This is a genomic window from Geobacillus sp. FSL K6-3411, from assembly GCF_037965715.1.
GTDB classification, from domain to species: domain Bacteria; phylum Bacillota; class Bacilli; order Bacillales; family Anoxybacillaceae; genus Geobacillus; species Geobacillus thermodenitrificans.
This window is the reverse complement of sequence record NZ_CP150187.1, coordinates 881,024-893,092: the sequence shown is the minus strand read 5'-3', so window position 1 is coordinate 893,092 and position 12,069 is coordinate 881,024. Positions and strand designations below refer to the sequence as shown.

General features: G+C 49.2%; 21 protein-coding genes and 1 riboswitch. Of the genes, 5 read left to right on the top strand and 16 right to left on the bottom strand.

All coding sequences use genetic code 11. From position 1 onward, the window contains the following. Window positions 1-68: 68 nt before the first annotated feature. Entirely contained in the window at window positions 69-1,247 is a 1,179-nt protein-coding gene (metC, locus tag NSQ22_RS04570; RefSeq protein ID WP_008878922.1) for a cystathionine beta-lyase, read from the bottom strand. 3 nt (window positions 1,248-1,250) lie between these two features. Further along, window positions 1,251-2,354 (bottom strand): methionine biosynthesis PLP-dependent protein, encoded by a 1,104-nt coding sequence (locus NSQ22_RS04565; protein WP_008878923.1) that lies wholly within the window; start codon window positions 2,352-2,354, stop codon window positions 1,251-1,253. Between the two features lie 191 nt (window positions 2,355-2,545). Next, window positions 2,546-2,656: riboswitch (SAM riboswitch) on the bottom strand. A 190-nt stretch (window positions 2,657-2,846) separates the two neighbouring features. Here NSQ22_RS04565 and NSQ22_RS04560 point away from each other — a divergent pair. The 3 genes from NSQ22_RS04560 to NSQ22_RS04550 are packed head-to-tail and all read left to right on the top strand — an operon-like array spanning window position 2,847 to window position 4,568. Beyond that, a complete protein-coding gene (locus NSQ22_RS04560; protein WP_327054804.1) occupies window positions 2,847-3,575 on the top strand; it encodes an alpha/beta hydrolase-fold protein in 729 nt (242 codons plus the stop codon). Between the two features lie 37 nt (window positions 3,576-3,612). After that, window positions 3,613-4,134 (top strand): YjcG family protein, encoded by a 522-nt coding sequence (locus tag NSQ22_RS04555; protein ID WP_008878925.1) that lies wholly within the window; start codon window positions 3,613-3,615, stop codon window positions 4,132-4,134. Next, entirely contained in the window at window positions 4,134-4,568 is a 435-nt protein-coding gene (locus NSQ22_RS04550; protein ID WP_008878926.1) for a GNAT family N-acetyltransferase, read from the top strand. Before NSQ22_RS04555 ends, NSQ22_RS04550 begins: the two co-directional genes overlap by 1 nt. A gap of 34 nt (window positions 4,569-4,602) precedes the next feature. Here NSQ22_RS04550 and NSQ22_RS04545 read toward each other — a convergent pair whose 3' ends face one another. The 3 genes from NSQ22_RS04545 to NSQ22_RS04535 form a co-directional block, all read right to left on the bottom strand. Further along, complete coding sequence (locus NSQ22_RS04545; protein WP_008878927.1) at window positions 4,603-4,860, bottom strand: stage VI sporulation protein F; 258 nt, start codon at window positions 4,858-4,860, stop codon at window positions 4,603-4,605. A 124-nt stretch (window positions 4,861-4,984) separates the two neighbouring features. Beyond that, entirely contained in the window at window positions 4,985-5,119 is a 135-nt protein-coding gene (locus NSQ22_RS04540) for a YjcZ family sporulation protein (RefSeq protein ID WP_008878928.1), read from the bottom strand. Window positions 5,120-5,196: 77 nt separating this feature from the next. Next, complete coding sequence (locus tag NSQ22_RS04535; RefSeq protein WP_008878929.1) at window positions 5,197-5,433, bottom strand: hypothetical protein; 237 nt, start codon at window positions 5,431-5,433, stop codon at window positions 5,197-5,199. A 124-nt stretch (window positions 5,434-5,557) separates the two neighbouring features. Between NSQ22_RS04535 and NSQ22_RS04530 the strand changes: the two genes are divergently transcribed. Then, a complete protein-coding gene (locus NSQ22_RS04530) occupies window positions 5,558-5,878 on the top strand; it encodes a thioredoxin family protein (protein WP_008878930.1) in 321 nt (106 codons plus the stop codon). 125 nt (window positions 5,879-6,003) lie between these two features. Here the strand turns inward: NSQ22_RS04530 and NSQ22_RS04525 are convergent, their stop codons facing one another. The 11 genes from NSQ22_RS04525 to NSQ22_RS04475 form a co-directional block, all read right to left on the bottom strand. After that, window positions 6,004-6,174 carry a hypothetical protein gene (locus NSQ22_RS04525; RefSeq protein WP_008878931.1) on the bottom strand — a complete coding sequence of 57 codons (171 nt, stop codon included), beginning with the start codon at window positions 6,172-6,174 and terminating at the stop codon, window positions 6,004-6,006. A 19-nt stretch (window positions 6,175-6,193) separates the two neighbouring features. Next, a complete protein-coding gene (locus NSQ22_RS04520; protein WP_081157072.1) occupies window positions 6,194-7,054 on the bottom strand; it encodes a DUF421 domain-containing protein in 861 nt (286 codons plus the stop codon). A 12-nt stretch (window positions 7,055-7,066) separates the two neighbouring features. Then, a complete protein-coding gene (locus tag NSQ22_RS04515) occupies window positions 7,067-7,273 on the bottom strand; it encodes a DUF1657 domain-containing protein (RefSeq protein WP_081157070.1) in 207 nt (68 codons plus the stop codon). Window positions 7,274-7,284: 11 nt separating this feature from the next. Continuing rightward, window positions 7,285-7,641 carry a stage V sporulation protein AE gene (gene spoVAE, locus NSQ22_RS04510; protein WP_327054803.1) on the bottom strand — a complete coding sequence of 119 codons (357 nt, stop codon included), beginning with the start codon at window positions 7,639-7,641 and terminating at the stop codon, window positions 7,285-7,287. Between the two features lies 1 nt (window position 7,642). Continuing rightward, window positions 7,643-8,656 carry a stage V sporulation protein AD gene (spoVAD, locus tag NSQ22_RS04505; RefSeq protein ID WP_081157068.1) on the bottom strand — a complete coding sequence of 338 codons (1,014 nt, stop codon included), beginning with the start codon at window positions 8,654-8,656 and terminating at the stop codon, window positions 7,643-7,645. Beyond that, complete coding sequence (spoVAC, locus tag NSQ22_RS04500) at window positions 8,656-9,135, bottom strand: stage V sporulation protein AC (RefSeq protein WP_008878936.1); 480 nt, start codon at window positions 9,133-9,135, stop codon at window positions 8,656-8,658. The genes spoVAD and spoVAC overlap by 1 nt, the downstream gene beginning before the upstream one ends. Window positions 9,136-9,146: 11 nt before the next feature. Further along, entirely contained in the window at window positions 9,147-9,623 is a 477-nt protein-coding gene (locus NSQ22_RS04495; RefSeq protein WP_081157066.1) for a YhcN/YlaJ family sporulation lipoprotein, read from the bottom strand. 96 nt (window positions 9,624-9,719) lie between these two features. After that, window positions 9,720-9,926, bottom strand: coding sequence for a DUF1657 domain-containing protein (locus NSQ22_RS04490; RefSeq protein ID WP_008878938.1), 207 nt, complete (start codon window positions 9,924-9,926; stop codon window positions 9,720-9,722). 163 nt (window positions 9,927-10,089) lie between these two features. Beyond that, window positions 10,090-10,293, bottom strand: coding sequence for a hypothetical protein (locus NSQ22_RS04485; RefSeq protein ID WP_008878939.1), 204 nt, complete (start codon window positions 10,291-10,293; stop codon window positions 10,090-10,092). Between the two features lie 27 nt (window positions 10,294-10,320). After that, complete coding sequence (locus NSQ22_RS04480) at window positions 10,321-10,545, bottom strand: hypothetical protein (protein WP_327054802.1); 225 nt, start codon at window positions 10,543-10,545, stop codon at window positions 10,321-10,323. 271 nt (window positions 10,546-10,816) lie between these two features. After that, window positions 10,817-11,155, bottom strand: a complete 339-nt coding sequence (locus NSQ22_RS04475) for a spore coat protein (protein ID WP_008878941.1) — start codon at window positions 11,153-11,155, stop codon at window positions 10,817-10,819. A gap of 150 nt (window positions 11,156-11,305) precedes the next feature. On the opposite strand from NSQ22_RS04475, the gene NSQ22_RS04470 reads away from it, so the two are divergent. Beyond that, window positions 11,306-12,028 carry a hypothetical protein gene (locus tag NSQ22_RS04470; protein WP_339264227.1) on the top strand — a complete coding sequence of 241 codons (723 nt, stop codon included), beginning with the start codon at window positions 11,306-11,308 and terminating at the stop codon, window positions 12,026-12,028. Window positions 12,029-12,069: the final 41 nt, after the last annotated feature.

Sequence of the window (12,069 nt, the reverse complement as noted above, 5' to 3'; positions counted from 1 at the left end):
CTCACATACCTTATCAAACAATGAAAAACGGCTATGCTGTTACAGCATAGCCATTTTTTTACTTTCTTTCATCGCGCCGGAATCGACGAGCGCTCGTTGACAAATGATAGCGCCTGCTCAAAATCGGCGATCAAATCGTTGAGATCCTCAAGCCCGACGCTCAACCGCAACAGTCCGTCGGTAATGCCGCGTCGCAGCCGCTCGTCTTTCGGCATGGCGGCATGTGACATTTTCGCTGGATACGATAAAATCGATTCAACAGCGCCAAGACTGACGGCGAACACCGGTAAGCGAACGTTTCGGACGAACGTCCGGGCCGCTTCTTCATCCGCCAGGCGGAACGACAGCACAGCGCCGAACCCAGCCGCTTGATTGCGCTGGATCGCATGGCCCGGGTGGTGGGACAATCCTGGATAGTACACTTCCTCTACTTTGGGATGGCGCGTCAAATAGGCAGCAAGGGCGGCCGCTGATTCAGACGACTGTTTCAGCCGGACATGGAGTGTTTTTACACCGCGCAGCACAAGCCAAGCATCTTGGACGCCAAGGACAGCGCCAAAGGCGTTTTGCAATTTGTATAGCTGTTTGCCGAGCTCCTCGTCTTTTACGACCGCCAACCCGGCAACGACGTCGCTATGGCCGGCTAAAAACTTCGTCGCACTATGAAGCACAACATCGACGCCGAGATCCAACGGCCGCTGCAACGCTGGGGTCATGAACGTATTGTCCAGAAAAGTTAAACAGCCATGCGCTTTCGCCAACTTGACGACACCGCGAATGTCGGTCACTTTTAAGAGCGGATTGGACGGCGTTTCCATATAAATGACCTTTGTGTTCGGCCGGATGTTTTCCGCCACTGCTTCAAGGTCCGTCATGTCAACGAACGTATATTCGATACCAAAGCGATTAAGCACCTCGGTAATCATCCGGTATGTGCCGCCGTAGACATCTTCCGTCACGAGCACATGGTCACCCTTTGACAGGAGCAAAAATGCTGTGGAAATGGCAGCCATGCCAGAAGCAAATGCAAACCCGCGCACACCGCCTTCCAATGCGGCAATCGTTTCTTCAAGCGCCTCGCGCGTCGGATTGCCGGAGCGGCTGTAGTCGTATTTGCCGAATGAGTCGAAATCGAACTGATGGAACGTGGATGCATGCTGGATCGGCACGCTCACCGCCCCTGTATGTCGATCGACTTTCCATTTGTTATGGAGCAATTTCGTCGAAAACGACCATTCCCGTTCCATCGCTCACACCTCTTTCATGTTTTTCAATGCCTGCGCTAAATCAGCGATCAAATCGTCGGCATGCTCGATACCGACCGAGAAACGGAGCAGACGGTTGCAAACACCGTTTTGGATGCGGATTTCTTCCGGAATATCAGCGTGCGTCTGCGTCGCCGGATACGTGATAAAGCTTTCGACCCCGCCTAGGCTTTCCGCGAACGTAATGAGACGCAAACATCGCAAAAAACCGTTCACCCATTTTTCATCGGCAATCCGGAACGACAACATTCCCCCTCTTCCCGGGTATAGCACATCAGTGACCTCTTCGTGTTCACGCAAAAAGGAGCAGATGCGCTTGGCGTTTTCTTCATGCTGGCGCATCCGCAGCGCCAACGTTTTCATCCCGCGAATCAACAGCCATGAATCAAACGGCGACAAAACGGCGCCGATGGCGTTATGGTACTCCGCCAAGCGCTGACAGAGCTCTTCGCCCTTAGCAACAACTAGACCAGCTAAGACGTCGTTATGGCCGCCTAAATATTTCGTGGCGCTATGGATGACAATATCAGCCCCTTGTTCGATCGGGCGTTGAAGCACTGGCGTATAAAACGTGTTGTCAACGATCAGTAAAAGCCCATACCGCCTAGCGAGCTCTGAGACGGCGCGGATATCGGTCTCATGCATAAGCGGGTTTGTTGGAGTTTCCAAAAAGATCGCTTTCGTCCGTTCCGTGATTTTTTCTTCCACGGCATCCAAATCAGCAAAATCAACGTAATGAAATCCGAGGCCGTATTTACGCCAGCCGCGCTCAAACAGTCGGTACGTGCCGCCGTAAAGGTCGGCCGATACGAGAAACTCGTCTCCGCTCTCAAACAAGGCGAGCACTGTCTGAATGGCGGCCATGCCGGAACTGAACGCATAGCCTTGGTCACCACCTTCAAGCCTCGCGATCGCCTCTTCGACGATTTTGCGCGTCGGATTGCCGGTGCGGATGTAGTCAAACCCGGTGGACTCTCCAATGCCGGCATGGCGGTAGGCGGTGGAAAAATAAACCGGCGGGTTGACCGTCCCCGTCACCGTTTCGCTCCGATTGCCAATTTGTGCCAACAATGTCTCCAGTTTCTTCATCTCATCTCTCTCCTTCTGCCGAAAAATTCCCTTCCGACGGATAGGGTGTCTGAAGCGTACCGCTGCTTGTCTCGGCAGCCAAGCACCTCGTTTTCGGATCGACTCACAAGTCAGCGGATCAATCACCCAAAAAAAGAAAATAAAAAAAGTCTTCTAAGAAGAAGACTTTTCCATATCCATGGTCACGCTTCTTCTTATCTGCCGAATTGAATACTCAATTCGCTGGATTTAGCACCTGGCCGATTTCCGGCTGGTTGCTGAAGCTTCACAGGGCCAGTTCCCTCCGCTTCTCTTGATAAGAATAGGACGTATATTCAATTTTGTTAATTTATAAAAAAATGTAACGCATTCCGGCCGTTTTTGCAAGTCATTTTTTTTTTGACATTGGCAATGTTCGGCAAATTGATGAAAAATTCGAGCCCTTCATTAACATCTTTTCGCCCAAATATGTTACAATAACAGGTGAACTTACCGTTTTCATGGAGGATGGTCATGGCAATCGCAGCAGGAATAATGCGTGATTATGCGCTTTACAGCGGAGAACTTCAAGAGAAAATCGAACTACTTGTTTATTTGCCAAGCAATTTTTCTCCGCTTCACAAATATTCTTTACTAATCGCTCAAGACGGCAAAGATTATTTTATGTATGGAAAAGTGAAACGCGTCATCGAAACGCTCATGGAGGAAGGAACGATCGACCGGACGATCGTCGTCGGCATCCCATATCGGAATGTGAACGACCGCTACGAGAAATATCACCCAGCGGGGCAAAAACACGAAGCGTACATTCGTTTTTTAGCTCATGAACTCGTTCCGTTTTTGGACCATGAGCTACCGACCTATCAAATGGGCAAAGGCCGGGCGCTGATCGGCGATTCGCTCGGTGGAACGATCTCGTTGCTAGCTGGATTGTTGTATCCGCATACATTTGGAAACATCGCCATGCAGTCCCCTTATATCGATGACTCAGTGCTGGCGCGTATCCGCGCATTCCGTGATCCGTCACTTCTTTCGATTTACCATTCCGTCGGCACGGAAGAAACAGCCGTGAAAACAACGGACGGCCATGTGCGCGACTTTATTACACCAAATCGGATGGCGCGAGACTTGTTTATGGAAAAACAATTCGCCTATACGTACCATGAGTTTGCCGGCGGTCATGCGTGGACGTATTGGCAGCCTGACTTACCGAGAGCTGTATCCGCTATTTTGTCGCTGTAAACAATAGAAAAACAACCATCTAAGGAGGGAAATCGGGATGAAGTACGGCATTGTATTATTTCCATCAAAATGCATTCAAGATTTTGCCAACTCTTACCGAAAACGGTATGACAGCCATTACGCTCTTATTCCGCCGCACATCACGTTAAAATATCCGTTTGAAGCGAATGAGGGGCAATTGAAAGAGATGACGAAAGAATTGCACCGTATCGCAGCGGAAACTCCTCCAATCCCCATCAAAGTGACAAAATTCAGCTCGTTTTACCCGACGAGCAACATCATTTATTTGAAAGTGGAGCAAAACGACGTGCTTAAGCACCTCCATGAACAGCTGCACAGTGGCCTGTTCGCCGGCAAGCCAGAATTTGCATTCGTGCCGCACATTACGATCGGCCGTGATTTACCGGGGGCGGAATACGCCGATGTCTACAGCCAAGTGAAGCTGCAACACGTACATTTTGAAGAGACGATCGACCGCTTCCATCTCCTTTACCAGCTCGAAAACGGATCATGGACCGTGTATGACACATTTGTCGTTGGAGGAAAGGAAACGGTATAATGAACATCGCCATTGGAACAACAAAAGATCGCTCCTTGTACGAGGACGCTTTGCACGTCCGCCGGCTCGTATTTATCGAGGAACAAGACGTGCCGGAAGAGGACGAAATCGATGCGTTCGAGCAAGAATCGTCCCATCTTGTTTTATATGATGGCGAAAAACCGGTCGCGGCCGGCCGACTGCGCTTCATCGACGAAGGGGTTGGCAAAATTGAGCGCATTTGCGTTTTGCCGTCCTACCGCGGCCGCGGCGTTGGACAAATGGTGATGGCGGCCATTGAACAGCTCGCGAAAACAAAAGGGGCGAAAAAAGTGAAGCTGAACGCCCAAACTCACGCCGAACCGTTTTACAAAAAACTCGGCTATGAGGTGATATCCGACGTGTTTATGGACGCCGGCATTCCGCACGTCACAATGGTGAAATCGCTTGAATAATAAGGGAGCTTGCATCTGCACAGCTCCCTTTTGCTTATTTTTTATTGTTCAGCATATTGGCGATCGTATTAAAGTCAATTTGTTTGCCGCTATGGACGATCGTTTTGACGATTTGGTCTTCAAGTTCTTTCGGCACTCTCCGATTAGCGATTTGAGCAACCCGCTTCACTACTTGGCGCACTGTTTTTTCATCGCTGAAATTGGCGTTTTGCAGCGAGTTGGCAAGCTCAAAAATATCTTTCATATTGACGCCTGTTTTCTTTTCAATGTTTTTAAAAAATTGCTGATCCATCTTCCCGCCTCCTTCTCCCTGTATATCGTATGATGCCTCTACAAGAAGGTGCATCAAATGAGGAAAGAAAAATACGAGCCGCTCCGCAGCACCGAAACGACCCGTATCGGATTCGTTTTTTCCATTAGCCGACAAATGCAGCGCCGACAATGATCAACAAGATGAACAAGACGACAATCAACACAAAGCCACCGCCATAGCCATAGCCGCCATAGCCGTAGCCACCATAACCGTAGCCTCCATAGCCGCAGAAGCCCATCCTCGTGCACCTCCTTCTTCGTTTACTGTATTGTATTCATCGGCTCGAGGTAGCGTATGGGCGCACGCGCCATTTTGTCATCCAAATAAGCGGAACAGCATAGCAAACTCCTTTTCCTTTTTCGCAAACCATTGTTCAATGTAATTTAGGTTGCCTTGTACGCTTTGTAAAAACCCATTGTTTAGTTTTTCGATTTCTTGCAGCTGTTTATTGAAATCGTTCCCCCACTGTTCAAACAGACGGATGAATTGTTCGTGTCCTTCTTTCCTTGATGCCACCCATGCTTCCAGCGCCTTTTCCAGCTCTTTGCTCACACCTTTCCCCCCTTTCTTTCTGTTGTATGCAAGACGGGGGGCCGAATGTGAAGGCGTTCCTGTTCTTTTTTACCGCACCATATGGTAAAGTAAAGGATGACAACATGAAATGGAGGGAACACGCATGAAAGCCATTGAAACGAACGATCAGTTCACAGCGGCTATTTCTGGCAGCAAACCAGCTGTCATCAAATTTTACACCACTTGGTGCCCTGATTGTGTACGCTTGAACATGTTCATCGATGACATCATTCGTGATTACGATCAATATGATTGGTTTGAGATTAACCGCGACCAATTCCCGGAGCTTGGCGAGAAATATCAAGTGCTCGGCATCCCGAGCTTGCTTGTGTTCCAAAACGGGGAAAAAATCGCCCATCTGCATAGCGCCAACGCGAAAACCCCCGAAGAGGTGCGCGCCTTTTTGCAATCATTGCCCGCTTGATCGCCCTTTCCTGCATCATGAAAAACAAGGCGCTGCAACCATTTTCGGGCCATTGTTTTGGCGTATACGCAGCAATGAGAAAGGTGTCCCGTACATTTGGGACACCTTTCTCGATCACACAACACTTAATATTCGATCTCTTCGTAATCTTTCGGTTGGTGGGTCAGCCTGCCACCATCGAACATAAATTGAATCGAAATTTCTTCGTCGGTCGTTCGCGCTCGTTCAGGGCGGCCATCTGCTTTAAGCTGAATTTGAATTTCCTCATCCGTTGTTTTTGTCCGTTTATTCTCCATGATCTGATCCTCCTCAATATTAATTTCGCAACAGTGGCTCGACTTTTTGGATGAGCTCCGTCATTTTCACCGCATTTGTTTCGTACAGCGCTTTTGCCTCTTTCGAATCGGTTTGCAACGCATATAACTCGAAATCAGCTTGTACTTTTTTCATTGCAGCCAACAACAACTTTTTCTCCTGCGGTTCGGCCACTTGGATTTTGTCATCGTACAAATCAATCGTTAACTGTCCATATGAATCGACTTGGGCGAGGAAGACATTTTCGACTGCTACTCCTTGCTTATCAAGTTGCTCCTTCAGCCAACCGCGGCCAAGTCCCAACGTAGAGAGTGGCTCGTCCAAAATCACTCCATCCATAATGACGGTTTGTGGCTCTTTTTCCTGCGGCGGGTTCGGAAATACATCACCAACCGTAAGCGGCTGCTTTTCCCGCTTCAACAAGATGTTCAAATCACCGTTCGGCTCCAGTATTGCAAACTCGACATCGGCGACACGGAACACATCTTTTTTACGCAACTGCTCAAGCAACTCGTCAGCTGTGTATTTCTCCCGCTTTAAGTTTTCCTCTAAAATTTTGCCGTTTTTGATCAAAACCGTCGAGTTGCCCTCGACAAAATCGCGGAACTTTTTGTTGCGCAACGAAATGCGGGCGGCCAACACCGGAATGAGCGACCAAATTAAAATACTTGTAATTCCTTCCTGAAGAGAAATTTCCAAATCGACAGACATTGTTCCGGCAATATCCCCCACGGTAATGCCGACAATATATTCGAAAAATGACAGCTTTGCCAACGGCTTTTTGCCAAGAATGCGAGTAATGATAAACAGTCCGATCAAAATACAAAAGGAACGAATGGCGACTTCTAACCATACAGGCATGGATCATGCTCCTTACTTTCCATGATATTGCGGCTCCTCGAACTCAAGTCGGCTGATCCGTTTTTTCAGCTTGGCGATGATCTCCTCGGTGGTGAGCATCGCCTCATGAAACGTCCGTTGCGCTGTTTCATCCTGCGATGTGAGCGCCAATTGCTGCAGTCCGGCATGAATGCCTTTTAAGCTCGCTAACGTTTGTTTCACTTGCGAAGCAACCGTCATGAACGCTCCTCCTATCCTTTCGGGCGGAACAAAAGCGCCCCGATAAATCCGAAGACGATGGCGGCAGAGATGCCGGCACTTGTCACTTCAAACATGCCAGTCAACACGCCAACAATTCCATGCTTTTCTGCTTCTTGCATCGCCCCGTGGACGAGCGAGTTTCCAAAGCTCGTGATCGGAATCGTTGCCCCGGCACCGGCGAAATCGATAAGCGGTTCGTACAAACCAAGTCCGTCTAAAATCGCCCCGGTGACAACAAGAATTGTTAATGTATGGGCGGGGGTTAATTTAAAAACATCCATCAAAATTTGGCCAATAACGCAAATCACCCCACCGACGACAAACGCCCAAAAAAACATGGTCAACACGCTACGCCTCACCTCTATACTCAATTGCTACCGCATGGGCGATGCAAGGAATCGTTTCATTTTGTTGGAACGACAATGGCGACAATAATGCCCCTGTCGCTACAGCTAAAATGCGCTTCAGCTCGCCGCGTCGCATCCGCTTGAGCAAGTGGCCGTAAATGACGACAGCGGAACAAGCTGCCCCACTTGCCCCGGACAGCACCGGCTGCCCGTCGCGGTAAATGAGCAGCCCACAATCTTGATAGCGTTCCTCATCGATATCGATGCCGTGCTGACGCAGCAAATCAAGGGAAACTTGACGCCCAATTCTCCCTAAGTCGCCAGTGACAATCAAGTCATAGTGGGATGCGTCAATTTGCATATCGCGCAAATGTGCCTCAATCGTATCGACCGCTGCTGGTGCCATCGCACCGCCCATATTAAACGGATCCGTCATTCCCATATCGACGACACGGCCGATCGTCGCCGCCGTTACACGCGGTCCATCCCCTTTTGGACTGACGATGGCCACCCCCGCGCCAGTGACAGTCCACTGCGCCGTCGGTGGTTTTTGTCCGCCGTATTCCGTCGGATAGCGGAACTGTTTTTCGACGGCGGTGTTGTGGCTTGATGCCCCGGTCAATATATAATCTGCCCCACCATAATTTGTAATAAAAGCGCTGAGCGCCAGCCCTTCCATTGACGTGGAACAAGCGCCGAAAACGCCGAGATATGGTGCACCGAGCGTCCGAGCGGCAAAACTTGTCGGCGTCATTTGGTTAATTAAGTCGCCAGCGATGAGAAATTGCACCTTTTCCTTCTCCAAACCGGCTTTTTCCATCGCTTGAAATGCCGCTTCCTCGAACAAGACGCGGTGCGCTTTTTCATACGAGTCCTCGCCAAGCCATAAATCTTCATGAAGAAAGTCGAAATCGTCAGCGAGACGGCCGTTTGCTTCAAACGGTCCACCAACTGCAGCAGTCGCAACAATGACTGGCTTGTTCGCAAATACCCATGTGCGATGCCCTTTCAGCATTACAATCCCCCCCATTGTATGGCAATCGTTTTGATGAGGGCGATGACAAACGCGGCAAACGTGCCGAACAAAATGACCGAACCGGCGAGTTTGAACATGTTAGAACCGACGCCGAGCACAAATCCTTCTGTTCGATGTTCAATCGCCGCGGAAATAACGGCGTTGCCAAACCCCGTTACGGGCACAGCACTCCCCGCTCCCGCGAATTGAGCGATCCGGTCATAAACGCCAAGCCCGGTTAAAATCATTGACAAAAAAACCATTGTCGCTACGGTCGGGTTCCCTGCCGTCTGCTCAGTGAAGTCAAAGAAATACATATAAAAATAAGAGATCGCCTGTCCGATCGTACAAATAATCCCGCCAACGAGAAAAGCACGGGCACAGTTGCGGACGATCGGGCGCTTTGTTTCCCGTTCCTTTTCAAATAAGTGATACTCTTGTTGAACTGGAGTTAAGTTTTTCCTCTTTTCATTCGCCATAATGACACCTCTTATGTCTGCTCTTTGCTCAGCTTTTCAATGCGTCCGATTTCCCGGTTGACCTCTCGATGATCCAAGCTCTTGTTACTCATCTTTGTTTTTAATTGCTGCGTTTTCCAAAAGATTTTCAAATCACTCGAGGAAATCACCTTGTAACCGGGAAACATATCGCGCAATCGACCTTCAACGTCTTTTTCAATCTTCTTTCGGTTCCATCGCTGCATATGGGGAATTTGGTATGCGACAAGCAGCCGGTCTCCGCTGTTGACCACCACGACATCCCGGATATCCTCACGTCTACGTAAATAGTCGGCGGCCCGCTCGGCCGGCCCTTGGTCAAGCTTAGTTCCTTTTGCTGTCCCGGATGTTTGAGCCCGCATCAAATTCGTCCCTTGCAACGATTGTTTTTGTTCTGTTTCCTCTTTCGCACAGCCGCTGGCTACCATGAGAGCGGCCATCACGACCAACCACCATTGTTTCATCGCCATCAATCCATTCTTTTTATGTATTTCCGTCAATTTGGGGAAAGGTTGGCGTACTGCCAACCTTTCCGCCCGAACCACAACATCTGCCCCGACAAAAAGTTACTGCTGTTTATATTGTGGCTCTTCGTTTTGAATTTCCTGCACGCGCGTGTTAACTAAATCGATGACCGCTTGCGTTTGCTGAGCAGCTTGCTGGTAAAGCTGTTTTGCATTTTGGTTTTCCGTTTGCAACGCGAACGTCTCGAAGCTCGCTTGGGCGGCTTTTAATCCAGCTAATGTTTGTTTTACTTGTGTAGCAACCGTCATGATTTATGTCCTCCTCACCATGTATAGAAGTTGGGGTTGACAATATTTATAGTGGCTTTTCGGTGTCAAATTATAATTGTAATTTGCTGTAAAACATTCCGCCTCACGTTCCACCTTTTCGGACACAAAAAGGGCGCCGTTGACTGCAGGCGCCCCCTACCGTTTATGACTTTTTGTCGATTTTGTCAGAATAGCCGCGGCCGAGCGATGGATTGTTTAAAATGCCGGCCATCACTAAAATGCTTAACAGCGCTTGATACAGCTGCTCGTATTTACCAAGGTCGATATCAATGCCAAACGTCTCAAGCATCAGCACAGCAAACGACCCGATCGCAATCCAAAGACCGTAATTTTTAAAACGCTCCACCGTTCATATCCCCCATTTATCTCATCACTAAATCCATGAGAACGGTCTCCATTCCCCTTCGTCCCGACCATGTTTCTCTTCATCGCGCCCTTTTTCATCCCGCACATCTTCGATGGCTTCGATTTCATCATCAACACGATGCGGGAACAACCATGGATCACGAATGCGTCTACGTGGCACAATCACCACATCATCGGCGTGAATGATCAACTTATCAACCTGGATGACTTTTGCTTTTTTTCGATCCGACATGCCCATCCCCCCTTCCTTTCGCCTAGTTGCACTGTTAGACTATGCAATGAAGGGAAGCAGGGTATAGGCGTCTCTCACGGCCGTTTGCTATTTCTTTGCGATCGGCCGGCCGCAGCCGCAGCCCCGTGGACGACGCACAGGCTGGGTTGCCGAGGAAAGTACCACTGCCTTCCGTTTCGGAGAAGTTGGTTTCCTCATGGCTTCATCCCCCCGTATAGAAAAAAATGTATAACTACTGTTATTGTATGGCCCTATAAGTCAAGGGTGCTTCTCATTTTTCATTTTTCTTTGTCTCGCTCTGGATGGGGACGATCGCGTTTTCGTGCCTTAGTGTATGGAAAAACCAACTGTCCGGCTGCTCTTCCTCGTAGACATCGCTCGTCTCTTCCGACTGTGGCAGTTGTTGCAGTTGACGGCGCAGCTCGTTGTTTTCTTTCATGAGCTGTTTGATTTGTTCGTAACGCTGCTCACTTTGGTAGGCCAATTCCCGCAAGACAATATTTTCTGCTTCCACCTCTTTCAATCGACGCTCCAGTTCGGCGATCTGTTCAACCAGCCGTTCATCCATTCCTTTTTTCTCTGTATTTATTGCCCTTTGTTTCTCTTTCATTCGTCATCTCCCCTTCATTTCGTTCTCTAGTGTGCGTCAGCAAAAAATCCGCATCTGTCCCAACACATTTACCCATATCGTTCATAGTATACAGTAGTCCCAAACCATCAGGAGTTGGGGAACAAATGAACGATAGGAGGAACGAAGAAAATGGGCCATTATCACCGTCGCGATAAAGAAAAAGTATGCATCAGAACCCGTAAAATTTACGACTGGGTGACGCGCCAAGTTGATGTACCGTTACGAAGCTTCAGCGGCGACGATTTGGAAAAAATTTTTCCATCGGCCAATTGCCCTCGGCAGGGAACGATTTGCGAATTCTTGGCATCGCAATCGGCAGACCCGCAATCTTTTACGATCCGGTGCTTCTTATCCGATGCTGAAGGAAATCCGATCGACCCAACCGTTGATCACGACGCCTTGATTTGCCAGGAAATTACGCAATCAAACGGCCGGCAGCCTGTAAACGTCACTCTTCCTTCTGGTGAGACTGTCACGTTGCAAAAAGTCAAAGCGCTCGTCAAAGGACACGTCGTCGTGCAAATCGTCAGCCCGACCGGCACGGTCATTTGCGAATCGGCGCCGATTCCGTTTGCCACGGCGCAAACATTCATTTTATGCGCTCCAGAAGGCACGCAACTCAACTGCCATATTTCTTTCTTCGAATGCGACACGAGCCTAGTTTGCACAGACAACTTTAACCAGCTCGACGTTTCCATCACCTTGTGCCTCGAAGTCCAAATGGAAGCTGATGTCAAAATCGAAGTCGAAGCCCGTTTCTGCCAGCCGCGGGAAGAACTTGCTGAAGGCATCACGCTTTGCCCGACGAAGAAATTCCCGCCGCAATGCCCAGACGTATTCCCGGCAATGTAACGTCCTGCACCGTTCAGGCTGTTGTTCCCAACAACAGCCTT